Annotated in this window: 19 protein-coding genes; 13 read left to right on the plus strand and 6 right to left on the minus strand. The window is 72.0% G+C overall.

Annotation, left to right across the window (positions count from 1 at the left end):
• Positions 1-136: 136 nt before the first annotated feature.
• Positions 137-427 carry a DUF3303 family protein gene (locus ACFQLX_RS22985; protein ID WP_386418062.1) on the plus strand — a complete coding sequence of 97 codons (291 nt, stop codon included), beginning with the start codon at positions 137-139 and terminating at the stop codon, positions 425-427.
• Between the two features lie 112 nt (positions 428-539).
• Here the strand turns inward: ACFQLX_RS22985 and dnaE are convergent, their stop codons facing one another.
• Positions 540-4,136, minus strand: coding sequence for a DNA polymerase III subunit alpha (gene dnaE / locus ACFQLX_RS22990; protein ID WP_386418064.1), 3,597 nt, complete (start codon positions 4,134-4,136; stop codon positions 540-542).
• 98 nt (positions 4,137-4,234) lie between these two features.
• Entirely contained in the window at positions 4,235-4,993 is a 759-nt protein-coding gene (locus tag ACFQLX_RS22995) for a DeoR/GlpR family DNA-binding transcription regulator (RefSeq protein ID WP_386418065.1), read from the minus strand.
• Between the two features lie 82 nt (positions 4,994-5,075).
• On the opposite strand from ACFQLX_RS22995, the gene ACFQLX_RS23000 reads away from it, so the two are divergent.
• The 7 genes from ACFQLX_RS23000 (at position 5,076) to galE (ending at position 12,722) form a co-directional block, all read left to right on the plus strand.
• A complete protein-coding gene (locus ACFQLX_RS23000; protein ID WP_386418067.1) occupies positions 5,076-6,296 on the plus strand; it encodes an MFS transporter in 1,221 nt (406 codons plus the stop codon).
• Between the two features lie 125 nt (positions 6,297-6,421).
• On the plus strand, positions 6,422-7,036 hold the full coding sequence (locus tag ACFQLX_RS23005; RefSeq protein ID WP_386418069.1) for a DedA family protein: 615 nt from the start codon (positions 6,422-6,424) through the stop codon (positions 7,034-7,036).
• A 53-nt stretch (positions 7,037-7,089) separates the two neighbouring features.
• The gene (gene thpR, locus ACFQLX_RS23010; RefSeq protein ID WP_386418071.1) at positions 7,090-7,680 is read left to right on the plus strand and encodes an RNA 2',3'-cyclic phosphodiesterase; all 591 of its coding nucleotides are present in this window, start codon (positions 7,090-7,092) and stop codon (positions 7,678-7,680) included.
• A gap of 239 nt (positions 7,681-7,919) precedes the next feature.
• A complete protein-coding gene (locus tag ACFQLX_RS23015; protein WP_386418073.1) occupies positions 7,920-8,540 on the plus strand; it encodes a hypothetical protein in 621 nt (206 codons plus the stop codon).
• Positions 8,541-8,623: 83 nt separating this feature from the next.
• Positions 8,624-9,502: a glycoside hydrolase family 26 protein gene (locus ACFQLX_RS23020; protein ID WP_386418075.1), complete on the plus strand. Its 879-nt coding sequence runs from the start codon at positions 8,624-8,626 to the stop codon at positions 9,500-9,502.
• Between the two features lie 275 nt (positions 9,503-9,777).
• Positions 9,778-11,661: a glycosyltransferase family 2 protein gene (locus tag ACFQLX_RS23025; protein WP_386418077.1), complete on the plus strand. Its 1,884-nt coding sequence runs from the start codon at positions 9,778-9,780 to the stop codon at positions 11,659-11,661.
• 38 nt (positions 11,662-11,699) lie between these two features.
• On the plus strand, positions 11,700-12,722 hold the full coding sequence (gene galE, locus ACFQLX_RS23030; RefSeq protein WP_386418079.1) for a UDP-glucose 4-epimerase GalE: 1,023 nt from the start codon (positions 11,700-11,702) through the stop codon (positions 12,720-12,722).
• A gap of 7 nt (positions 12,723-12,729) precedes the next feature.
• Here the strand turns inward: galE and ACFQLX_RS23035 are convergent, their stop codons facing one another.
• Entirely contained in the window at positions 12,730-14,379 is a 1,650-nt protein-coding gene (locus ACFQLX_RS23035) for a right-handed parallel beta-helix repeat-containing protein (RefSeq protein WP_386418080.1), read from the minus strand.
• 509 nt (positions 14,380-14,888) lie between these two features.
• Between ACFQLX_RS23035 and ACFQLX_RS23040 the strand changes: the two genes are divergently transcribed.
• The gene (locus tag ACFQLX_RS23040) at positions 14,889-15,239 is read left to right on the plus strand and encodes a nuclear transport factor 2 family protein (protein WP_386418082.1); all 351 of its coding nucleotides are present in this window, start codon (positions 14,889-14,891) and stop codon (positions 15,237-15,239) included.
• Between the two features lie 14 nt (positions 15,240-15,253).
• Complete coding sequence (locus ACFQLX_RS23045; protein WP_386418084.1) at positions 15,254-15,973, plus strand: spermidine synthase family protein; 720 nt, start codon at positions 15,254-15,256, stop codon at positions 15,971-15,973.
• Between the two features lie 149 nt (positions 15,974-16,122).
• Here the strand turns inward: ACFQLX_RS23045 and ACFQLX_RS23050 are convergent, their stop codons facing one another.
• On the minus strand, positions 16,123-17,685 hold the full coding sequence (locus tag ACFQLX_RS23050) for an LAETG motif-containing sortase-dependent surface protein (RefSeq protein WP_386418085.1): 1,563 nt from the start codon (positions 17,683-17,685) through the stop codon (positions 16,123-16,125).
• Positions 17,686-18,047: 362 nt separating this feature from the next.
• Here ACFQLX_RS23050 and ACFQLX_RS23055 point away from each other — a divergent pair, with 362 nt between their 5' ends.
• Positions 18,048-18,461 (plus strand): GNAT family N-acetyltransferase, encoded by a 414-nt coding sequence (locus ACFQLX_RS23055; protein WP_386418087.1) that lies wholly within the window; start codon positions 18,048-18,050, stop codon positions 18,459-18,461.
• Between the two features lie 78 nt (positions 18,462-18,539).
• Here the strand turns inward: ACFQLX_RS23055 and ACFQLX_RS23060 are convergent, their stop codons facing one another.
• Both ACFQLX_RS23060 and ACFQLX_RS23065 read right to left on the minus strand, forming a co-directional pair.
• Complete coding sequence (locus ACFQLX_RS23060) at positions 18,540-19,130, minus strand: class I SAM-dependent methyltransferase (protein ID WP_386418089.1); 591 nt, start codon at positions 19,128-19,130, stop codon at positions 18,540-18,542.
• A complete protein-coding gene (locus tag ACFQLX_RS23065; protein ID WP_386418090.1) occupies positions 19,127-19,306 on the minus strand; it encodes a class I SAM-dependent methyltransferase in 180 nt (59 codons plus the stop codon). Before ACFQLX_RS23065 ends, ACFQLX_RS23060 begins: the two co-directional genes overlap by 4 nt.
• Positions 19,307-19,504: 198 nt before the next feature.
• On the opposite strand from ACFQLX_RS23065, the gene ACFQLX_RS23070 reads away from it, so the two are divergent.
• Together ACFQLX_RS23070 and ACFQLX_RS23075 are read left to right on the plus strand one after the other, a co-directional pair.
• Positions 19,505-20,932 carry an esterase/lipase family protein gene (locus ACFQLX_RS23070; protein ID WP_386418091.1) on the plus strand — a complete coding sequence of 476 codons (1,428 nt, stop codon included), beginning with the start codon at positions 19,505-19,507 and terminating at the stop codon, positions 20,930-20,932.
• Positions 20,929-23,148: hypothetical protein (locus ACFQLX_RS23075; RefSeq protein ID WP_386418092.1), on the plus strand; the 2,220-nt coding region annotated here is incomplete at its 3' end. The genes ACFQLX_RS23070 and ACFQLX_RS23075, both read left to right, overlap by 4 nt.

Genomic DNA, 23,148 nt, shown 5'->3' on the forward strand with positions numbered 1-23,148 from the left:
CGCGGCGGAGCCGGGGCTCTGACGGCGGGCGAGATGTTGCGGGGCCTGCTGCTGCGGGCGACTCTGGGAGCGACGTCGCCAGGTCACGTGAGTGCGGTGCGGTCCGCGCCGGTCGTGGCGCGGAAGGAGTCGTGCGATGCGGGTCATGCTGCGTGCCCACCTGGACACCGAGGCCTCGAACGAGGCCATCAAGAACGGGACGCTGCCGAAGACCATGGAGGCGATGGTCGAGCGGCTCAAGCCGGAGGCCGCCTACTTCGGCCCCAGCGAGGGCGGGAGGTCGTGCACCTTCGTCTTCGACATGCAGGACAGCTCGCAGCTGCCCGCGATCGCGGAGCCGCTCCTCGCGGGCCTCAAGGCGAGGATCGAGATCCAGCCGGTCATGAACGCCGACGACCTGCGCAAGGGCCTCGCAGCCCTGGGCTGAGGCGGCTGGGCTTCGAGAGGCGACCCTGCGCAGGGTGCGTTCCCGGGCAGCACGAAGGGCGCGGCCCCGCCATCACGCTGGCGGGGGCCGCGCCCTTCGTGCTTTCCGACGGTTACGCGACTCCCTGCCAGGCCGTCTGGCCGAAGCTGCCCTTGATGTCGGAGGCCACCGTGGTGGCGTTCACCGTCGGGCCGAGCTGGAAGACGGTGGTCTTGCTCGGGCCCCGTACCGCCAGGCGGACCGGGTTGTCGCCGGGGTGGGCGCCCAGGATGCGCGACAGTTCCTTCACCGCCTGCTCGTTGATGCGGTGGTACGGGAGGGTGAGCTGGACGGGGGCGGCCCCTGAGCGCTCCGCCGAGGTGACGTCGAGGGTCTGGAGCTCCTGGCCGAAGACGGAGATCGCGCCGTCCCGGTCGTTGAGGCGGCCCTGCACCGAGACCACCGCGTCCTCCACCAGCGCTCCCACGACGAGCTGGTAGGCGGCGGGGAAGAAGAGGACCTCGATGGTGGCGTCGCGGTCGGTGAGGTTCACGATCGCCCAGGCGTTGCCCTGCTTGGTCATCTTGGGCTGGACGCTCGTGATCAGGCCCGACAGGCGCACCGTGCCCTCGGTGCGGCCGGAGGAGACCAGGTCGACGATGGTGCAGTCGCGGTGGGCGGCCAGGATGTGGTCGGTGCCGTCCAGGGGGTGGGCGGAGACGTACATGCCGAGCATCTCGCGCTCGGTGGCCAGGAGTTGCTTGCGCGGCCACTCCTCCTCGCCGATCTGGACCTCCAGGCCCATACCGCCGGCGTCCGCCTCGTCGCCGCCCAGGCCGGCGAAGAGGTCGTCCTGGCCGTAGGCGGCGGCCTTCTTCAGCGGCACCACGGCGTCGATGGCCGTCTCGTGGGCGGCCGACAGGCCCCGGCGGGTGTGGCCCAGGGAGTCGAAGGCGCCGGACTTGATCAGCGACTCCACCGCCCGCTTGTTCAGCGCGGGCAGGTCGACCTTGTCGAGGAAGTCCGCGAAGGAGGTGAAGCGGCCCTTGGCGCGGCGGCCGGCGATGATCGCCTCGATGACGTTCTCGCCGACGTTGCGCACCGAGAGCAGGCCGAAGCGCACGTCGTCGCCGACGGCGGTGAACTCGGCGATGGAGTCGTTGACGTCGGGCGGCAGGACGGTGACGCCGAGTTTGCGGGCGTCGGAGAGGTAGACGCCGGCCTTGTCCTTGTCGTCGCCCACCGAGGTGAGCAGGGCGGCCATGTACTCGGCCGGGTAGTTGGCCTTGAGGTAGGCCGTCCAGTACGAGACGAGTCCGTAGCCGGCGGTGTGGGACTTGTTGAAGGCGTACCCGGAGAAGGGGAGCATGACGTCCCAGATGGCCTTGATGGCCTCCTCCGAGTAGCCGTTGGCGACCATGCCGTCGTGGAACTTCTCCCACTCGGCGGCCAGCACCTCGGGCTTCTTCTTGCCCATCGCCCGGCGCAGCATGTCGGCGCCGCCCAGGGTGTAGCCGGCCAGGGTCCGGGCGATGGCCATGATCTGCTCCTGGAAGATGAGCAGATGGTGGGTGGAGCCGAGGATGGGGTCGAGGACCTCCTTCAGCTCCGGGTGGATGGGGTCGGGGTTCTGCTTGCCGTTCTGGCGCAGGGCGTAGTTGGTGTGCGCGTTGGCGGCCATCGGGCCGGGGCGGTACAGGGCCAGGGCGGCCGCGATGTCCTCGAAGCGGGTGGGCTCCATCAGCCTCAGCAGGGCGCGCATGCCGCCGCCGTCGAGCTGGAAGACGCCGAAGGTGTCGCCGCGGCCGAGGAGTTCGTACGTCTTCTTGTCGTCCAGGGGGATGACGGTGACGTCGCTGTCGGCGGTGCCGGGGTCGACGGTGGCCAGGCGCACGCCGCGGTTCTCGCGGATGTTCTTCAGCGCGTGGTCGATGACGCCCAGGTTGCGCAGGCCCAGGAAGTCCATCTTGACCAGCCCCATGTCCTCGCAGCTGGGGTAGTCGAAGCCGGTGATCTTGACGCCGTCCTTGGCGCGCATGTGCAGCGGGATGCGCTCGGTCAGCTTGGTCTTGGACAGGATGACCGCGGCCGCGTGCACGCCGGTGCCGCGGGTGAGGCCCTCGACGCCCTTGGCGGTGTCGACGACCTTCCTCACGTCCGGTTCGTTCTCGTACATCGCGCGGATCTCGGCGGCCTCGCCGTAGCGGGGGTGCGCGGGGTCGAAGATCCCGTCCAGGGGGATGGACTTGCCCATGATGTCGGGCGGGAGGGCCTTGGTGATGCGCTCGCCGTGGGAGAAGGGGTAGCCCAGGATCCGCGAGGAGTCCTTGATCGCGTTCTTGGCCTTGATCTTGCCGAACGTGTTGACCATCGCGGTGTACTCGTCGCCGTACTTCTCGGTGACGTAGCGGACCATGGCGTCGCGCTGGCGGTCGTCGAAGTCGAGGTCGACGTCGGGGGGGTTGATGCGCTCGGGGTTGAGGAAGCGCTCGAAGAGCAGGCCGTGCTCCAGCGGGCACAGCTCCGTGATGCGGGTGGCGTAGGCGACGATGGAGCCGGTGGCCGAGCCGCGGCCCGGGCCGACGGGGATGCCGCTGTCGCGGGCGTGGCGGCAGATGTCGGCGACGACGAGGAAGTACGAGGAGAAGCCCATCGGCCCGATGATCGACATCTCGGTCTCGAAGCGCTCCAGCACCTCGGCCGGGATGGGCGACCCGTAGCGCATGGCCAGGCCCCTCAGGCAGTCCTTGCGCAGCCAGGACTCCTGGGTCTCGCCCTCGGGGACGTCCGGGTACTGGGGCATCTCGTCGACGTTCTCGAAGACGGAGTCGTAGGACTCGATGCGCTCGGCGATCAGGAGGGTGTTGTCGCACGCCTGCGGCAGCTCCGCGAACAGCTCGCGCATCTCGGCGGCGGTCTTGAGGTAGTAGCCGCCGCCCTGGAAGCGGAAGCGCTTGGGGTCGTCCTTGTTCTTGCCCACGCCGATGCACAGCAGGTTGTCGTGCGCGTCGGCCTGGTCCTCGTGGACGTAGTGGGCGTCGTTGGTGGCCAGCAGCGGGATGTCCAGGTCCTTGGCCAGGCGCAGCAGGCCCTCGCGGACGTCGCGTTCGATGGACAGGCCGTGGTCCATCAGCTCCAGGAAGTAGTTCTCCCGGCCGAAGATGTCCTGGTAGGCGGCGGCGACCTGGCGGGCCTCGTCGTACTGGTTCAGGCGCAGGCGGGTCTGGATCGCGCCGGAGGGGCAGCCGGTGGTGGCGATGATGCCGGCCGCGTGCTCGCTGATCAGCTCCATGTCCATACGGGGCTTGCCGGCCGGGAACTGGCCGGTGTAGCTGGCCTCGGTGGAGAGGTAGAAGAGGTTCTTCAGGCCCTGGACGTCGCGCGCCCACATGGTCATGTGGGTGAAGCGCCCGCCGCCGGAGACGTCCTTGGAGCCCTCGCCGTCGTCCGACATGGCGCGCTGCCCGCCGGGGCCCCAGAACTCCTGCTTGCGGTTGCGGCGCGAGGAGGGGGCGACGTACGCCTCGATCCCGATGATCGGCTTGACGCCCTCGACGCCCTTGCTCACGGAGTGGAACTCGTAGGCGCCGAACATGTTGCCGTGGTCGCTCATGGCGACGGCGGGCATGCCCTGGCGGCTCACCTCGGCGAACATCGGCTTGAGTTTCTGCGCGCCGTCGAGCATCGAGTATTCGGTGTGGTTGTGCAGGTGAACAAAGCTGTCAGCCACCGGGCGGGCACCTCCGAGGCAGTCGTGGGAGGCATCCACCCTATCCCTCGGAAGAAGATCATCTGCCCGGGTGGCGGGGGCGGGGCGGCGGCCTTGGGTCAGACCTTCCGTACGGTCACGCCGGCGGCCGTGAGGGCGTCCGTCTCGGGCTGCGGGGCGGCCTCGTCGGTGATCAGGGCGTGCAGGGTGGTGACGGGGGTGACGAAGGCCAGGGCGGTGCGGGTGAGTTTCGCGGAGTCCGCTACGGCGATGACGCGGCGGGCGGAGGCGATGGCGGCGCGTTTGACCGCCGCGTCGTCCAGGTCGTAGGCGGTCAGGCCGGTGGCGTGGGTGAGTCCGCAGCAGCCGATGATCGCGGTGTCGAAGCGCAGGGCGGCCAGCGAGGCCAGGGTCAGGGGGCCGGTGAGGGCCAGTTCGCCCGGGCGGGGGCGCCCGCCGGGGAGGAGGAGGGTCAGGTCCAGGGCGCCGGTCAGTTCGTTCGCCGCGTGCAGGGAGAGGGGGGCGACGGTCAGGCGGCGGTGGCGCAGGGCGCGGGCGACGGCCAGGCAGGTGGTGCCGCTGTCCAGGACGACGGACTCGCCGTCGGTGAGCAGGGCGGCGGCCTCGGCGGCGATGCGCTCCTTGGCGCGGGTGTGGTCGTGGGCGCGCAGGGCGAAGGGGGGTTCCTCGCCGCGCAGCAGGAGGCTTCTGGCGCCGCCCCGGTAGCGCTCCAGGACGCCCTGGTCGGCGAGGGCTTCCAGGTCGCGGCGGATGGTCATCTCCGAGGCGCCGGTGAGGGCGGCCAGGTCGGTGACGGCGAGGCTGCCCGCCGCCCGTACCGCTTCGGTGATCTGCCGCAGTCGCTCTGTGCCCGCCATGCCCGCCATGCCCCTCATTGAACATGTGTTGTGTTTGGAACGCAATCTTTCGCACAGTGCTTGTGTTCGATATGTTCGGTGGATGGATCGGGATCTGCGGGCCGGGCGGCTGGCCACCTTCGGGTACTTCACCCTCAACGGCTTCCTCATGGGGATGTGGATCGTCCACATCCCCGGCATCGAGCACCGCGCGGGGGTCGGGCACGCGGTGCTCGGCTGGCTGCTGCTGCTCCTGGGCGCGGGGGCGGTGGCGGGCATGCAGGTCACCGGGCCGCTCACCGACCGCTTCGGCGCCCGCGGCGTCGTACCGATCAGCGCCGCGCTGTGCAGCGGCGCGGCCGTCCTGCCCGCGCTGGCCGCCAACGCCTGGACGCTGGGGGCCGCGCTCCTCGCGCTCGGGGTGGGCAACGGCTGCCTGGACGTGGCCATGAACGTCCACGCCGTCCAGGTCGAGCACGCCTACCGGCGGCCCGTCATGTCCGCCTTCCACGCCGCCTTCTCCCTGGGCGGCGTCCTGGCCGCGCTGGCCGGCGCCCGTACCCTCAGCTGGGGCTGGAGCCCGGCGGCGACCTTGGGCGCGGTGGCGCTCCTGGGCGTGGCCGTCGCCGTGCTCGCCGCCCCCGCGCTCCTGCGCCCCCTCCCCCGCGCCCGGGGCGCCACTGCCGTGAGCGTCCGGCGCAGGACGCCCCGGCGGGTGTGGGCGCTGGCCGTCCTGGCCCTGGTGGTCATGCTCTGCGAGGGGGTGGCCGGCGACTGGAGCGCCCTGCACCTGCGCGACGTCCTGGGCACCTCCGCCGCCACCGCCGCGCTCGCCTACGGCGCGTTCGCCACCGCCATGACCCTCGGGCGGCTGCTCGCCGACCGGGTGGCCGCGTGCATGGGGCCGGTGGCCGTCCTGCGCTACGGGGCCGGCGCCGCCGCGCTGGGTCTGACGGCGGCGGCCCTGGCGCCCTGGGTGCCCCTCGCGCTGGCCGGCTGGGCGGTGTTCGGGGCCGGGCTCTCGGGCTGCGTGCCCCAACTCTTCAGCGCCGCCGGGCACATGGAGCGGGGCGCCGCCGGGGCCAACGTCTCGCGCGTCGCGGGGCTGGGCTACCTCGGGATGCTCGCCGGGCCCGCCGCCATCGGGCCGCTGACCCACGTACTGCCCCTCAACCTCGCCTTCTTCCTCCCGGTCGCGTGCTGCCTCGCCGCCGCGGCGGCCGCGGGCATCGTGCGCCCCGCGCCCCTGCGCGCCGATCCGGCAGCGGCCGGCTCGCGGAGCCCGGACCCGGCGCCTGCGGGAGGGCAGCGCCACGACCGCTGACGCGCAGAGCGCCGGCGGCCGCGTACCCGGACGGCCCCGGTCCGCTCGCCGGGGGCGGCGCGGCGCGGGATCTTGTGGAACGGGTGCGCGCAGCGCCCCTCGTGGCCGGTCGAGGGAGGGTGGCGGTGCACGGCATCACGCAGTGGCTGAGCGGGCTGTCCGGGCCCGTGGTGTACGCCGTCGTGGGCGCGCTGGTCTTCGCCGAGGACGCCCTCTTCCTCGGCTTCGTCGTGCCCGCCGAGACCGCGGTGGTGCTGGGCGGGGTGCTGGCCAACCAGCACCACGTCTCCGTGTACTGGCTGTGCCTCGTCGTGGTCCTCGCCGCGATCGCCGGGGACTCGGTGGGCTACGCGATCGGCCGGCGCTTCGGCCCCCGGCTGCTCGCCAGCCGCCCGCTGCGCCGCCACCAGGCCGGTATCGCCCGCGCGCAGGACATGATCCGCCGGCGGGGCGGGGCGGCGGTCTTCCTCGGGCGGTTCGTCTCCTTCTTCCGGCCCCTCATGCCCGCGCTGGCCGGGGCCTCCCACCTGCGCTATCGGACGTTCCTCCTCTTCAACGCCCTGGGGGCGGCGGTGTGGGGCACCGGCTACACGCTGCTGGGCTACTTCGCGGGCATGGCGTACCGCAGGGTCGAGCACATCGTCGGGCCCGCCCTCGCCGTCGCCGTCGGGCTCGTCGTGGTCGGCTACCTGGCCGTGCGGCACGTGCGCCGGCGCCGGACCGGGCGCCAGGCCGGCTGAGGCACCTCGTACGCTCAAGGCGGCGGTGGTCGTACGACAAGACGGGGCGAGCGGTGACGGGTGAGGCGGCCGGGCCGGCGACAGTGCGGGTGTTCATCGCGCTCGCGCCGCCCGACGCGGCGAAGGACGAGCTGGCCCGGGCGCTGGAGCCCGCCTACGCGGCCCACCCGGCGCTGCGGTGGAACCGCATCGAGGACTGGCACCTCACGCTGGCCTTCCTCGGCGAGCAGCCGGTCGGCGCGCTGGCGAAGCTGCGCCCGGCGCTCGGGGAGTTGGCGGCGGGGCGCCCGGCGCTGGAGCTGGCGCTGCGCGGGGGCGGGCACTTCGACGAGCGGGTGCTGTGGAGCGGGGTCACCGGGGAGGTGGAGGGGCTGCACGGGCTCGCGGCGCAGGTGCGCGAGGCGGTCGAGGGGTGCGGGGTGGTGCTGCCGTTCCCGGGGCGGCCGCTGCGGCCCCATCTGACGCTGGCGCGGGCGCGGCGCGATGACACGGCGTCCGTGGCGCGGGCGGCGGCCTCGCTGGCGGGCTTCCGCGGGCAGGCGTGGCGGGCGGGGCGGCTGCATCTGGTGGGGAGCAACGTCGGGCGCGGGCCCGGGCCGATCCGCTATCGGGATGTCGACGCGTGGGACTTCGAGGGGCGCTGACCGCTGCGGCGGGGCTGGTGCCGGTCGCGGTGCCGGGCGTGGCGTCGGCCCGTACGGGGCGGGCAATGGCGTTTGTGCGACGAGCAGTTGAGCGCATCGCGGTGCGGGGGCCGCGGACGGGGTGTGCTGGGCGTGCCGTCTGACCGATCTTCCGCGGGGGTGCCATGCTGGTGCGCCGAAAGGTCCCGCTTTGTGTATCGATGGGGGCCTTCCGTGACCTCTTGAAGGAGAACTGACTGATGGCAAGGCGAGGACGTATCTCTTCACGGCAGCGCGCTGCGGGCGAGGCCGCCCGGCGGGCCGCTGCGGCCGTCCGGCTCGCCGAGGGCCGTCCGCCTCGTCCGCGCCAGTACGCCGCCGCCGCTACCGCCACCCTTGAGGCGCAGGCTCCGGCGCAGGTCCAGCTGCCTGCGCCCGCGCGTGAGGTGCGGGCCCCCGAGGCCGCCCCGGCTCCCGCTCCCGCCGCCGGGCTTTCCGCTCTCTCCACCTGCGCCGCCGGCTGCCCGCTCTGCGCCGGCAGCGCCGAGGAGTTCCACGCCCTGCGCGCCGCCTCGCTGGCCCAGCGCGAGCGCTTGGGCGACGCCGCCCGCTACCCCTACGCCGCCGCGAAGACCGCACTGCACCGGCGCGACTGCCGCGAGGTGCGGCAGGCGGTCGAGGCCGTCGAGGGCGACGACTCCCCGGCCCTGCGCGGGGCGCTGACCGGCTACGCCCACGAGGGCACCGTCGACGCGCGCTGGGGCACGCCGATGCGCCTGCTGGAGGCCGGCGAGGCGGCGCAGTGGGTACGGGAGAACACTGGCCCGCGCGGGGGCGCCCGCTACCGGCTGTGCCGGGTGTGCACGCCCGAACTTCCTTGATCTCCGGCCCCGTTGAGGGCAGCGTCGAGGGCAGCACTGCCGCTTCGGGCCCTGGGGCCCGGGGCGGCAGTTCGCGTCTGGGCGTGTACAAGGGGTACGGGCGCGAGGCCGTCGCCGCGGTCGAGCGGCACGAGGAGCTGCTCGGGCGCCCCGTCGAGGTCGGCAACGACTATCTGCCGCACGGCAGTTGGGCGGACTTCGAGCCGGGGGCGATGTGCGCGCGCCAGCTCGGGCCGTGGCGGCGGTGGCGCGACCGGCGGCCGGGGGCGGCGTTCGTGTACGGGGTGCCGCTGCTGGTCGACGGCTGCGCGGGGGCGTTCGCCCGGGGTGTCGCGGGCGCGTTCGACGCCGCGTACACGGCGGTGGGGCGGGCGCTGGTCGACTCGGGGCATCCGGACGCGGTCGTGCGGCTGGGCTGGGAGCCCAACAACCACGCGATCGGCCCGTGGGCGGCCACCGCCGACCCGGCCGGCTACGCCGCCCTCTTCCGCCACGCCGCCACCGTCCTGCGCGCGACCCCCGGCGCGCACTTCACCTTCGAGCTGTCCAGCTCCCTGGGCGTGCAGGCGGGGCACCGGCTGCGGACCTTCGCCGACTACTACCCCGGCGACGCCTACGTCGACTGGCTGGGCATGAACGTCTACGACCTCAAGTGGGGCGACCCGGGCGCCTGCGCGGCGCGGCGCTGGTCCTGGATCCGCACGCAGGACATGGGCCTGGACGCGCACGCGGCCTTCGTACGGGCGCGGGGCAAGCGCAACGTGTGCTCCGAGTGGGGCCTGTACCGCGCCGGGGACGCCTTCGCCGGGGGCGGCGACGAGCCGTCGTTCATCGAGCGCATGGGCGAGTACTTCGACTGGGGCGCGGTGCGCTACCAGTCGTACTTCGACCACGACTGGGGCGGCGGCACCCTCGCCGACCTCCCGCGCGCGCAGGCCGCGTACATCCGGCGCTTCCGGTAAGGACCGCTCGCACGTCTGTGTGACAGCGCCCGCGCGCCCCGTTCGACCGGCGCAGCACCCCCGACCTGGGCTTCGCCGCCGCGGGTGCGCCCCGGGCGCCGTCCGCCGAACAGCCCAACCCCCGTTTCGTTTCCTCAGAAATTCCTATATATGTCCATACTCTTGTCCGTGTTCGCGGGAGAGGCTCCGCCCGCCCCGCCGGGTGTACGGCGTTCCCGCGGCGTGGTGACGCGGGGGGTACCCGCCTGATCGCACCGTTGGGAGAACACGCTGCCATGACACCACCGGAGCAGGGTCTCAGCCCCGGGGCCACCACGGTCCACGACCCCCCAGCCCTCCCCCCCGGCTCGCCGGCCGAGTGGCAGGCGCTCCAGGGCGAGATCCGGGCCCTGTCCGGCGGTGCGGTGAGCGCCATCGGCCCCGACGGCCCGGTCCTGGTCGCGGGGCGCCCCGACCGCCGGGCCCGCCCCGACAGTTTCGTACGCGCCTTCTCCCGCGGCGACCGCGTGCTGGTCGCGCTGTTCTCGCTGGGCTGGACCGCCTGCCTGGTGTGGTTCTGGGCGTGGTGGCTGCAACCCGAGCACCGCACCGGCTGGTTCGGACTGGTCGTCAACAGCGCCCTGCTGCTGTACCTGACCTACCTGCCGGTGCACTTCCTGGTCGCGCTGATCCGGATGCGGCGCTTCAACCCCGCCATCGCACTCCCCCGCCTGCGCAGCGCCTTCGTCGTCACCCGCGCCCCCTCCGAGGACTGGGACATCGCCCGCACCACCCTGACCGCGATGCTCGCCCAGGACTTCCCGTACGACTACGACGTGTGGCTGTGCGACGAGGACCCCACCGAGGAGATCCTCCACTGGTGCCGCGACCACGGCGTGCGCGTCTCCTGCCGTCGCGGGCGCGGCGACTACCACCGGGCCGACTGGCCGCGCCGTACCCGCTGCAAGGAGGGCAACCTCGCCTTCTTCTACGACCACTGGGGCTACGCAGACTACGACGTCGTCGCCCAGCTCGACTGCGACCACGTCCCCCACCCCGGCTACCTCGCCGAGGTCCTGCGCCCCTTCGCCGACCCGGCCGTCGGCTACGTCGCCGCCCCCAGCATCTGCGACGCCAACGCCGCCCAGTCCTGGGCCGCCCGCGGCCGCCTGCAGCGCGAGGCGCTCTTCCACGGCCCCGTACAGCTGGGCTACTCCGCCGGGCTGGCGCCGCTGTGCATCGGCTCCCACTACGCGCTGCGCACCCGCGCCCTGCGCGACATCGGCGGCCTGGGCCCCGAACTCGCCGAGGACTTCTCCACCTCCTTCCTCCTCAACTCCGCGGGCTGGCAGGGCGCGTTCGCCATCGACGCCGAGGCCCACGGCGACGGCCCCATCACCTTCGGCGCGATGATCATCCAGGAGTTCCAGTGGTCGCGCAGCCTGGCCGTGATGCTGCTGGGCATGCTGCCGCGCCACCTGGGCCGCATGCCCGCCACCCTGCGCCTGCGCTTCGCCTGCGCGCTCGCCTACTACCCCCTCCTCGCCCTGACGACCACGGTGGGCGTCCTGCTGCCGCCGCTCGCCGCGGTCACCGGCGTCCCGTGGATCAACGTCAACTACTTCCAGTTCCTGGGCCACTTCTGGGCCATGTCGGTGTGGCTGATGCTCCTCACGCTGCTGTGCCGCCGGCGCGGGCTGCTGCGCCCCAAGGACTCCCCCGTCATGAGCTGGGAGATCTGGCTCTTCGGCATCGCCCGCTGGCCGTTCGTCGCCTGGGGCGTCGGGGCGGCCCTGCTGCAGCGGCTGCGGCCCCGGCCGGTCACCTTCAAGGTCACGCCCAAGAAGCGCGACGGCCTGGAGCCGCTGCCGCTGCGCTCCGTGGCCCCGTACCTGCTGATCACCACGCTGCTGTCCAGCACCGCCCTGGTCGGGCAGTTCACCGGCCCCGCCGTCGGCTACGTGTTCCTGTGCATCCTGGGCGCCGTCTCCTACGCCGCGGTGACCCTCGCGGTGGGCGCCCTGCACATCAACGAGACCGCGCGCGCCGCCGGCGTCCCGCGCCGCCGCGCCCTGCGCACCGCCCGCCTGCCGCTGACCGCCGGAGCGCTCACGCTGCTCCCGCTGACGCTGGCCGTGGCCGTCTTCCCCACCTACCTCACCGGCTTCTACGTCTGGTGAGCGCCCACCCCGAGGGACCCCCAGGAAGCGAGACCCCCATGACCCAGACCGTCCTGGTGACCGGCGGCGCCGGCTTCATCGGCAGCCACACCTGCGTCGAACTCCTGCTCTCCGGCTACGAGGTGGTCGTCCTGGACGACCACTCCAACAGCTCGCCCGAGGCCCTGGAGCGCGTCGCGAAGACCGCGGGGCGCCCGATCGCCGCCGCGTACAGCGCCGACGTACGCGACCGCCGCGCCCTGGACACCGTCTTCGCCGGCCACCGCGTCGACGCCGTCATCCACTTCGCGGCGAAGAAGGCCGTCGGGGAGTCCGTACGCATCCCCCTCGCCTACTACGACATCAACGTCGGCGGCACCACCGCCCTGCTCGCCGCGATGCACGCCCACGGGGTGCACCGGCTGGTGTTCTCCTCGTCGTGCTCGATCTACGGCGACGCCACCACCGTCCCCCTGACCGAGGACTCCCCGGCCGCGCCCACCAACCCGTACGCCACCACCAAGTGGACCTGCGAGCGCATCCTGGACGACCTGTGCCGGCGCCTGCCCGAGCTGCGCGTGCTGGCCCTGCGCTACTTCAACCCCGCCGGTGCCCACCCCGAGGGGCTGCTCGGCGAGGACCCGCGGGGCGTGCCGAACAACGTCATGCCCTTCCTCAGCCAGATCGCCGTGGGCCGCCGCGGCGAGCTGCGCGTCTTCGGCGACGACTACCCCACCCCCGACGGCACGGGGGTGCGCGACTACATCCACGTCGCCGACGTCGCCGAGGGCCACCGCGTGGCGCTCGACCACCTCGACGACACCCCCGGCATGTCGGTGTTCAACCTCGGTACGGGGCACGGCTCCTCGGTCCTGGAGCTGGTGCGCGCCTTCGAGGAGGTCTCCGGGCGGCCGATCCCGTACCGGATCGTGGAGCGCCGTCCCGGCGACGTCGCGGAGCTGGTCGCCGACCCGGCGAAAGTCACTGCGGCGTGGGGCTGGCGGGCGCGGCACGACGTGGCGGCGATGTGCCGCGACGCGTGGAACTTCCAGCAGCTCAACCCGCGCGGCTACGGGCTCTGAGCGGGGGTCAGTCCCCGCTGCGGGGCCGGCCGGCGTCCGGCTGCGCGGCTCCCGCCCAGGCCGGGCCCCGGCCGCCGCGCAGCCGGGCGCCGAAGTAGTCGACGGGCCCGGGGTCGATGCCGAACGCGGCCGGCCGGCGCAGCCCCGCCGCCTCGTCCGTACAGCGCGCGGTCAGGGCCGCCGCGCGGATGCGGCCGGTGAGCGGGGCCGTCGCCGCGTTCACGCAGGGGTCCGCGCTCGATCCGGTCGCCTCGCCGTCGAGGGTCTCCTGCTCGGTGGCCTCGCGCCAGCCGTCCAGACCGGAGTAGCGCTCGTCGCCCCACAGCATCGTCCAGCGGTCGGTGCTGTGGTAGTCGTTGCCCTGCATGCGCACCCGCTCCTGGCCGTACGCGGACTCCGTCTCGATCAGCGGGCCGCTGTCGGTGACGAAGACGTTGTTGTGGACGCCGACGTCGCGGATCCCGTCGCGCAGCCGCAGCGCCGGGGGCCGCGAGCCCGCCACCCCGGCCTCGATCGCCGCCGGGGTGTCCTCCAGGTCGGCGGTGCGCATCAGGACCGTGTTGTGGTAGATGTCCAGGTCCCGCAGCATCGTGCCGTACGCCACGATGCCGCCGTACCAGGGCAGTCGGCGCGCGTCGTCCCAACTCACGTTGAAGCGCATCGTGTTGTTGCGGTGGGCGCCGGTGGGCTGGCCGGAGTAGACCAGGAAGCCGGGGCCGTCGTTGCCGTAGGAGAGGTTGTACTGCAGGACCGAGTCGGAGACGTTGTTGTCCAGGCCGAAGCCGCCGCCGTCGACCTCGGAGCCGGTGTGGTTGCGGTACGACCTGCTGTTCTCGATCACGACGCGCGTGGAGTCGTACGTCCAGATGCCCTCCGGGCCCTCCTCGGCGTCGGCGGCGGACCTCGCGCCGTTGCCGTAGGAGACCGCGCGGCTCACCGTCGCGTCGCGCACGCTGCCCAGGATGATGCCGCTGCCGGTGTTGCGGGTGTCGCTGGCCGGGTCGCCGGTGTTGGTGTGCGCCCGCACCCGCTCGATGCGCAGCCGCTGGTGGGCGTAGTCGGGGTCGTCGGCGTCGAAGTCGGGGCCGTAGACGGCCAGTCCGGCGTCGAGGTTGTGGTGCACGGAGGCGTCGGTGATGCGTACGTCGCGGAAGCCGCCCCCCGTACCGGGGTCGGCGCCCACGCTGATCCCGTACTCGAAGTGGCTGACCTCGACGTGGGAGACGCGGATGTGGGCGAGGCGCCGGGAGCCGGGGAGGTTGCTGAAGAAGGAGATGCCGTCGCCGTCGCGCTTCTTCCTCGCGTCGCCGACGATCGTCAGGTCGCGGATCTCCACGCCCGAGGTGTTGCGCACCGCGATGCCCGAGGTGCCGCTCGGGGCGATCGTGGCGCGCCCGGTGCCGTAGGAGTCGATCACGACCGGCTTCGACGGCCGCCCCGCCTCGCCCTTCTCCAGGGTCAGGCGGCCGCGGAAGCGCTCGCCGCCCTTCAGGCGCAGCCGGTCGCCGGGCTTGAAGCGGACCCCGTTGGCGTGGGCGAGCGTGCGCCAGGGGCGCTCCGGCGACAGGCCGTTGTTCTTGTCGCTCCCGTCGGGGCTCACGTAGAAGGTGAACGGTCCGCCCGACACCGGCCGGTCCGGCTGGTAGACGCTCGGCACCGCGCATCCCGCCAACAGGACGCACGCCGCAGCGGAGCACCCCGCGACGGTCCTCGCCGTGCTGCTCCACTTCCACGCGTCCACTGCGCACCCCTTTTTTTGCGACCCGGCACCGTACGGCGCCTCACACAACGCGCCAGACTTCCACAAACCGGACAGGCGAAACGCCGCTGACGGTCCGGCATACGAGTCACGCACGGCGGCCGCGCCCGGCGGTCCGGGTGCCTCTCGGCGAAGGCCGCGTGTCGTGCGGCGGCGCGCGGAAGGGTACGGCCGAGCGTGGGCAGCGGCGACCGCCGCACCGTACGCACGCAGGGGAGGGAGCACCGAGGATGCGTCTGCTGCCGAAGAGAACCGCAGAACGACTGGACCGGCTCGCGCGCAGGAGCGCCCTGGTGCGGCTGCCGCACCGGCCCGGCGGGGGAACGGCGTCCGGGGCGGCGGCGTCCGTAGCGAACCGTGCCCTTCGTGGTCGAATGGCCCCGTATCCCCCCACGCAAGGAGCGACCATGACCGCAAGCACGGCCGACCTCGCCCACGCCTTCCACGCCGCGATGCTGAGCGGCGACGAGCACGCCCTCAGGTCGATCCTGGCGCCCGACGTCACCTTCACCGGCCCGCTCGCCCAGGCCACCGGAATCGACGCCTGCGTCGCGGGGATGGCCGAGATGGCGCGGATCACGGGCAGCGACGAGGTGGCCGTCCAGCTGAGCGACGACGCCAACGCCCTCCTGTGGTCCACACTGCGGCCCAAGGGCGCGCCGGCGGTCGAGACGGCCACCTGGCTGCGGATCGAGGCGGGGAGGATCTCCGCGATCCGTACGCTCTTCGACACCGCCGGCATCTCGGGCCGGCACTGATCCGGGAGGCGGGCATGGGCCCACGATTCGAGGAGCTGGACTGGCGGCGCACGCCGCTGGGCGAGCTGACCTTGCGCAAGCGCTGGTATCCGGTCGTCGAGCAGGACGTCTACGAGATCAAGCTCAACGACGAGTACCTGATGTCCAGTCTGTTCACCGTGGCTGAGCGGGAGCTGGCGACCCTGGCCCTGGCCGAACTCGGCGACGGCGGGCAACTGGACGTCGCCGTCGGGGGGTTGGGGCTCGGCTGCACCGCCCAGGCGGTCCTGGCGGACCCCCGGGTGCGCTCGCTGATCGTCGTCGACGCCCTGGACGCGGTGATCGACTGGCACGAGCGCGGGCTGCTGCCGGGGAAGGTGTTCGCGGACCCGCGCTGCCGCCCCGTCCACGGCGACTTCTTCGCCCTGGCCCACTCCCCCGCCGGCCTGGACCCCGCCACCCCCGGCCGCCGCTTCCACGCGATCGTCGTCGACATCGACCACTCACCGCGCCACCTGCTGCACCCCGCCCACGCCTCCTTCTACGAACCCGCCGGCCTGCGCAGACTGAGCCAGCACCTCCACCCCGGCGGCATCTTCGCCCTGTGGTCCAACGACCCACCCGACGAGGCGTTCACCACCGCGCTCACCGACTCCTTCACGGACGTCGAAGCGAGGGTCGTCACGTTCGACAACCCGCTGCAAGGGGCGCCGTCGTCCAACACGGTCTATCTCGCCCGGGCCGCCGGGGCGTGACCGGGGTCCCTCACGACCCGGACCTGGCGATCCGGTTGATCCAGCGGTCGCCGCGGGGGTACGGATACGGGTGCCCGCCCGGCGGTTTCCTGCCGGGCGGGCACCCGTGGCGGTGCTCGTATCGCGGTCGTATCGCGGTCGGGTAGCGGTTACGCGCCCGCTGACCTGCGCCGGCGCGCGGCGAGGACGATGCTCACGCCGAGAACGACGGTGAGGGCGCCCCCGCCCGCGAGCCAGGGGGTGGTGCCGCTGCCGCCGGTGTCCGCGAGGTCGTCGCGGCCCCCGGCCGGTGCGGTGCCGTCGTCCGCGGCGGCCGTGAAGGAGAGGCGGGCGACGTTGTTGCCGCGGTCGGCAAGGAAGTCCTCGTCACCGAACGCGACCACGCCCGCGTAGCTGTCGTCGACCGCCTTGAGGTGGCTGACGCGGAAGGTGAACGCCACATCCTGGCCGGGCTTGAGGGCCGCCCTGCGGGAGCAGCCGTAGGTCCAGACCGTCTCCGGGTGGGCCCGGTCCAGCGGGTAAGCGGCGAGCTCCTCGGGACCGGCCTGCTGCTTGGTGCAGCCCTTGGGGGCGGAGAGGACCTTCACGTTCGAGGGGAACAGGGCCCAGATCTGCACGCCCGGCCGGCCGTCGGAGTTCACGGCGCCGGTGGGGACGGTGCCGGTGTTGCGTACCCGGAAGACCGCGTCTGCCTGCGCACCGATCGCCGCCTGGACGGTCCCGCCCACCGCTGCGACGTCCTTGACCTCCCCGGTGGAGATCTCGGTGTAGTTGAGGTTGTTGTACTCGTCGATGTCCTGGGCGGGCTCCGCGTCGAAGGTACGCAGCGCCGCCTGGGCGGGGACCAGTTCCAGCGGGGCGCCGGTACCGGGCGTGCCTTCGGGCTCGCCGGTCCAGTCGTTGCCGATGAGCGCGTCGCCGTACTGGATGACGTCGCCGCGGGCGCCCTGGGGAACAGTCAGGGTGACCGGGGTCTTGAGGGCGTAGGTCTCGCCCGGTTTGACGACGGCGTCGGGGAAGGTGCAGAACACGCCCCGCTGGGCGCCGCTCCGCGACTCGTAGACGCAGTTGCTGTGGTTGCCCAGGATGCCGACGTTGTCGAAGCCCGCGCGCAGGAAGACCACCACGCCCTTGGCGTCCTGGCTGCCGGCGTTCGTCATCTCCAGCCGCACGGCGGATTCCGTACCGGGTGCGATCTTGAGCTGCGCGCCGAGGTCGTTGATGGCGAGGTCGGGGCCGTCGCCCACGGTGACGGTGGCCGAGTCGCTGCTGCCGGGCGTGGCCGTGCCGTTGGCGGCGGTCACCGTGAAGGCGACCCGCCCGCTCGCGCCCGCCTGCGCGCCCTGGGCGGCGCGCACGCCGACGTCCAGGCCGCCGAAGCCGTGTGCGGCGTCGCCGAGGTCGCACACGAGCTTGAGGGGGGTGGCGCTGTCGCGGACGCATCCGTCCGGCAGGTCGAACTCGGCCGTTCCGGCGAGCTGCGACCCGTCGACGGTGATCCTCACCTCGCGCAGGGTGCCCGATCCGGGGGTGGCGAAGTGGACGCTGAGCGGGCGGTAGGCGTCGCCGTGCCCGTCGGACCGCACGGGCACGGTGCGGTCGAACCCCGTTGTGACGTCGAACCGCAGGGTCTCCTGCGCCGAGACGACGCCAGCCCCGCCCCCGACGAGCAGCAAGCCGGCGGCGACCAGCGCGGCTGCGGCACCGGCCATCCCTCGTCTATGAATCTGCACCATTGTTCGCATCCCTCCCCATGAGTACCGGAGCGGATACTAAAGGAAAGAACGTTCGACCGGGGCAAACTACTGGCAAACAAGATCGTGCGCCCCGAAGAATCCGACGAGGCAGGCGCGTTCACGTCTCCGGGCGCCGGACGCTTTCACCGGACCGGGCTGCCGTACGCCGTCCAGCGCCGCCGGGCTCGACACCGCGACAGCCGCCCTCGGCTTTTCGGATCTTGACGTGACCGATGGACATGACGTCAGATGCGAGGGCCAGTCAGGAAGAAGTGGTGCCATTGCCTGGGGGGTTTGGTGTGCTTGTAGCGCAAGAAGATGTTTTCGATCCTGCCGAGATGCTGGGCCTCTACGACTCGGTCGGCTGGGACGGCTACACCAGCGACGTCGACAAGCTCTGCCGCGGCCTGGCGAACTCCCACCTCGTCCTCACGGCGCGGGACGGATCGGGAACGCTCCTGGGCCTGGCCCGCACGATCTCCGACGACGAGCACATCTGCTACGTCCAAGACGTCGTGGTCGACCCCCGACACCACCGGCAGGGGGTCGGTCGCGCCCTGGTCGGGCACCTCGTGAAGCGCTACTCCCACTGCCGCTTCTTCCTCCTCTCCACGGACCACGAATCCTCCCCGGAGGGCAAGCGCAACCACGCCTTCTACCGGAGCATGGGCTTCCTGTCCTACGAGGAGAAGAAGATGGCAGGTTTCGGACTCCCGCGAAACCGCCCGGACCTGCGCGACACGGCCCCGTAGCCAAGGCTCCTCCGCCTTGTCCGGCACAGCCTCTGAACCGTTCCGTGTTCGCAGCGGTAGTCGTGCGCGGTTTCGGGGCTACCGGTCGAGGCGTCGGCGCGCGAGGTGGACGGTGATGTCGGCGGTGAGTTCGACCGTCTCCGGCAGTGCCTGCCCGATCTGGCGCAATGCCCGGTCTCGGTCCGCGGGCGGCAGGACGAGATAGGCCGAGACGGTCGAGAGGTGGCCGAGGTAGTCGTGGGGAGTCATCGTCAAGTGCCGTGCGAGGACGCGCTGCTGGACGTCGGTGAACCACTCGGCCCGTTGGAGTTCCGCACCCGGCCACTGCATGCCGGGGCCGGGAGGCGTACCGTCCGGAGCGGGGATCTCGTCGCTGTCCAGGAACGGCGCCCGTGCCACGCGGACGGCTTCCTCCACTGCCGGGTCGGCCAGTTGGACCGGTCCGGCGAAGGAGGCGAACACGCCCCCGGGCTCCAGCAGCGCGGCCATGCGCGGCCACCGGCCCCGCGGGTTCGTCCAGTGCAGCGCGGCTGCCGCGTAGACCAGCCCGTACGTCTCGTCCTGCCGCGTGTCCTCGAACGCTGCCCGCACCGCTATGACACTCGCCGGTACGTGCTTGCGCAGTTCGGCGAGCATCGCGCCGTCGGGGTCGGTCGCGGTGACCTTCACCCCCGCCCGGCGAACAGGCGGGTGGCCTTGCCCGTCCCGACGCCGATCTCCAGGGCGGTACGGACCGGCCGCCCCGCATAGGCCGCCACCGCGTCGAAGACTTCCGCGGGATACCCCGGCCGGAACCGTTCGTACGCCTCCGCCCTCGCCCCGAACCTCAGCGCGCGATCAGACATGCCGCGCATCCTGGCATGCCGAAGCCCTTCTCAGACGAATTGGCTGAAGCCCTGCCTCGGTCAGCAGCATCCGCAGGCGAACGCGCCCGGTCGGCTGCTACGTTCCTCCCACTGATTAGTCGTCAACTCAAGCCGACCCTCGGCCGGCGAGTGCGTACGGGGGCAACGATGGCTCGTCTCAGGCATCTCATCGTAGTCGTGCCGGGAATCGGCGGAAGCATCCTGAAAACGGCGAAGGGTGCGACGCGCTGGGACAAGCACCGACGGCGGTTCGTCGCCGCGGCGACGCGACCCCATCGGCTCGGCCTCAGCACGCATCCGGACCTGGTCCCGGTCGGGCTGATGCCGGACATCACGCTGATCGGGCCTTTCATCGTCCCGGGATACGACGGCTTGGTGCGCAAGCTCAGCAACCGGTTCTCCGACATACGCGTCGATGTCGCACGTCCTGGCAACGAGCCGGACACCCGCGCGGACGTGCTGCTCTTCCCGTACGACTTCCGGTACAGCGTGCGGCATGCGGCCGAGCGCCTCGATGGTGAGATCAAGGCCCGTCTCGGCGGCGAACTCCCCGCCGCCCGGCGGCGGCGTGTGATCGTGGTGGCGCACTCCATGGGGGGACTGGTCGCCCGCTACTGGCTGGGCCCGCTGGGCGGCGCGGCCGACTGCGCGGCCCTGGTCACTCTCGGCACGCCACACCGGGGTGCGCCGAAGGCCCTCGACGTCCTGGTGAACGGGCTGGCAGTGGGACCGAAGCGGTTGAGCGGGCTCACGGAGGTGCTGCGGCAGTGGCCTTCCGCGTACGAACTCCTGCCGCGCTATCCGACTGTGGAACAGCCGGGAGGCGCGCTGGCGCTGGCCCCGCACGAGCTGGCGGCGCAGACGCCGGCGGCGTTCCCTCCAGGTTTCGCGGCCAGGGCGAAGGAAGCGCGGGGCGTCCACGAGGACATCGAGACAGCCTGGAACGCGCTGTACGGGCAACGGGACTGCCCGGAGGTGACGGCGGTGTTCGGCCGGGGGCACGGCACTCTTCAGCGGTCGTCGCTGTCCGATGCCGGCATCGCGGTGACGAAGCACGCGGCGCCCTGGCTGCCGAACGGCGACTGGCACGGTGACGGTACGGTCCCGGCAATCTCGGCGATCCCGATCGAGCAGGAGGACAAGCGTGCCCGCAGGGCGGTGCCCGACCGCCACATGGCCCTGGGGTCCTCGTCCGCAGTGTTGGACATCATGACCGAGTACGCAGGCGACTCACTGGCAGCCGTGCGCGGGGACCAGCCCGAACGGCCGTGGCTCGGCCTCGACCTGGATGACGTGGTCCCGGCCGGCCGGCCGACCCCTGTCGGCGTGACGCTGCACGGAACCTCCGCCGACGAGCGCACCGGCATACGCGTCCGGGCCCGCGCCCGCGGAGAGGGTGGACTGGTCGGAGATCCGCAGTGGCTTGCGTGCAAGAGAACAGCGGAGGGTCACTGGCAGGCTGAACTCTCGCCGATGCCTGCGGGCACGTACGCCGTGGACGTAGCCGCCACACACGTACCGACCGTTCACCGCCTCACCACCGGAGACGTCCTGGGCGTCATCGGCTCCGAGGCCACGTCAAAGAACGAGGAGATACGCGGATGACCAGCCCCTGGCGCCGCTGGTCGAGCAGCGACCCGAAAACGCTGATCGAGTACGTCCAGCGCAAACGCCATGGCGAAAGCACCCGCGGCACGCCGGCCGACATCCTCGGCGCCGAGATACCAGCCCCCGGCGACGCGCCCCCGATCGACCGCGTGCGCGCCCTGTACGAGGCGTTCGCCGGCCGAGGCATCGTGTACGCGGACGAACCGACGACCAGCGACCCCGGTCGGCAGACCATCCGCCCGCCCTGCGAGGTGCTGAAGTCCCCCCGGCACGGTACGTGCCTCGACCTCGCCGTCACGTTCGCCGGGGCATGCCTTGATGCAGGACTGCACCCGCTGCTCCTGATCACGCAAGGGAGCGCAGGCGGTCCCGCGCACGCGCTGGTCGCCGTATGGCTGGACGGTAACTGGTCCAACCGCGCCCACCGGGACTACCGCATCAACGAAGCCGACGCCGACTGGCAGGCCCTCCCCGAGGGATTCCTCGACGAGCTCGCCGACTCCGAGGAGGACCCGGGCGCGTTCGTGGCCGTCGATGTGACCGGGGCCGCCTCCCGGTCCGATGCCGCCGATCCCCTCAGACGCCGGCAGCAGACCTGGGCCGAGGCGGTCTCCCACGGAGCGGAGCTGGTGCGCCAGGCTGACACCGAGGACCGCCTGAACGTCACCCTGGACATCGGCCTGGGCTACGAAGACTGCGAACCGCTGCCCCTGCCCGATCAACCCCGGGCCCAGGTACTCACGTCGCCTTACCTGCCCACCCATGACGGTGACAACGACCGCGGACCACTGAAACTGCTGTGGGCGCGCCACGACACCATCCGCTTCCACCCGCGCGACGAACTCGATTTCCTCATGGACTGGTTCCAGGCCCCCGACCCGGACGGCCCCCGCCCCCGCATCGCGCTGATACACGGCATCGGCGGCGCCGGGAAGACCCGCCTGGCCGCCGAACTCGCCCATCTTCTGGGCCGCGTCGGCTGGTACGCCGGCTTCCTCGTCCGGAATCCGGATCTGCACGACTGCGCCTGGCTGGGGCGGGTGGCATCCCCGCTGCTGCTTGTCGTGGACTACGCCGACGACCACAAGTCGGACGACATCGTCCACGTTCTCCGCACGCTGCGCGACCGCCAAGCACCCACGTGCCTGATTCTGACCGCCCGCTCCGTCAGCGGCTGGTGGGAGGAGGATGTCGCCAACGCACTCAGAGACGACAACTACCCCCACATCGTCCAGCCGGTTCCCCTGCCTCCCCGTCCATCTCGGCAAACCGGCGTCTACCGGGCCGCACTGCGCTCCTTCGGCGTCACCGAGAAGCACGCCATGGGCAGTAGTCCACCGCAGGATCCAGGCTCCGGTCGATGGACCACCCTCGACCTGGTTATGCTCGCCTGGCTCGTGGCTGAGGCTGACGTGGAGCAAGGTGCCACGCCCACGTCCGAGTCGGCCCTGTACGAGAAGATCCTTCAACACGAACTCGACTACTGGATCCGCGCGTACAAATCCCAGATCGGGAAACCGTCAAGACGGACCAAAGCGCTACTGCGCGAGGCAGGGGCATGCCTCAGCCTGCTCGCCCCACGCAAGGAACGCCTCAACGAGGTCCTCAACACCGTTGTCGAACTCGCCGGCGACGCCAAACGGCGCGATGAGATCACCGCTCTCCTTGAGGACCTGCTGCCCACGACTCCTGAAGATGACACGATCGCGGTTCGGCCCGATCCGATCGGCACGCACCTGATAGCCGGCGTGTTCAGCGCGGATGACGAACTGCTTGGCAGGTGCCTCAAAGCCGCCGAGCCGGATGAGCAATTGAATGCATGCGTAGGCGTGTCTCGGCTCTCCACCTTGCGTGACCCGGCAGAGGCGGCCTCCATGGCGTTCAAGGCGCTGCACGCCGCTCCCGACCTGTGGTCGGCGGCACTCGCGGTGGCCGCCACCCATGGCGGCCCCTTTGTCAGTGCCCTGGAGCAGTTTGCCGCAGACGAGGCTGTATCGCTGCCTTTGGCCAAGCTGGCCGCCACCTTGCCGTTGGGCCACAGCACGCTACGACGCCTGGCACTGATCGCGACTGAACGATCCCGACCCGATGACACCCAGCAACATGATGAAGCGGGACAGGCGACACTCGCCGGCTGGTACAACAACCTCTCCAACCGGCAGAGCGATGCCGGGGACCGGCAGGCGGCACTGGACTCCATCACCGAGGCCGTC

This window comes from Streptomyces polyrhachis, from assembly GCF_042663125.1.
In the GTDB taxonomy this organism is placed as follows: domain Bacteria; phylum Actinomycetota; class Actinomycetes; order Streptomycetales; family Streptomycetaceae; genus Streptomyces; species Streptomyces polyrhachii.

Bases quoted from the DNA above. Each gene is read 5' to 3' on its own strand.
- ACFQLX_RS22985 (WP_386418062.1), top strand. From the start codon at position 137: ATGCGGGTCATGCTGCGTGCCCACCTGGACACCGAGGCCTCGAACGAG.
- ACFQLX_RS22995 (WP_386418065.1), bottom strand. From the start codon at position 4,993: ATGGCGGGCACAGAGCGACTGCGGCAGATCACCGAAGCGGTACGGGCG.
- ACFQLX_RS23000 (WP_386418067.1), top strand. From the start codon at position 5,076: ATGGATCGGGATCTGCGGGCCGGGCGGCTGGCCACCTTCGGGTACTTC.
- ACFQLX_RS23015 (WP_386418073.1), top strand. From the start codon at position 7,920: ATGGCAAGGCGAGGACGTATCTCTTCACGGCAGCGCGCTGCGGGCGAG.
- ACFQLX_RS23025 (WP_386418077.1), top strand. From the start codon at position 9,778: ATGACACCACCGGAGCAGGGTCTCAGCCCCGGGGCCACCACGGTCCAC.
- galE (WP_386418079.1), top strand. From the start codon at position 11,700: ATGACCCAGACCGTCCTGGTGACCGGCGGCGCCGGCTTCATCGGCAGC.
- ACFQLX_RS23040 (WP_386418082.1), top strand. From the start codon at position 14,889: ATGACCGCAAGCACGGCCGACCTCGCCCACGCCTTCCACGCCGCGATG.
- ACFQLX_RS23045 (WP_386418084.1), top strand. From the start codon at position 15,254: ATGGGCCCACGATTCGAGGAGCTGGACTGGCGGCGCACGCCGCTGGGC.
- ACFQLX_RS23050 (WP_386418085.1), bottom strand. From the start codon at position 17,685: ATGGCCGGTGCCGCAGCCGCGCTGGTCGCCGCCGGCTTGCTGCTCGTC.
- ACFQLX_RS23055 (WP_386418087.1), top strand. From the start codon at position 18,048: ATGCTGGGCCTCTACGACTCGGTCGGCTGGGACGGCTACACCAGCGAC.
- ACFQLX_RS23065 (WP_386418090.1), bottom strand. From the start codon at position 19,306: ATGTCTGATCGCGCGCTGAGGTTCGGGGCGAGGGCGGAGGCGTACGAA.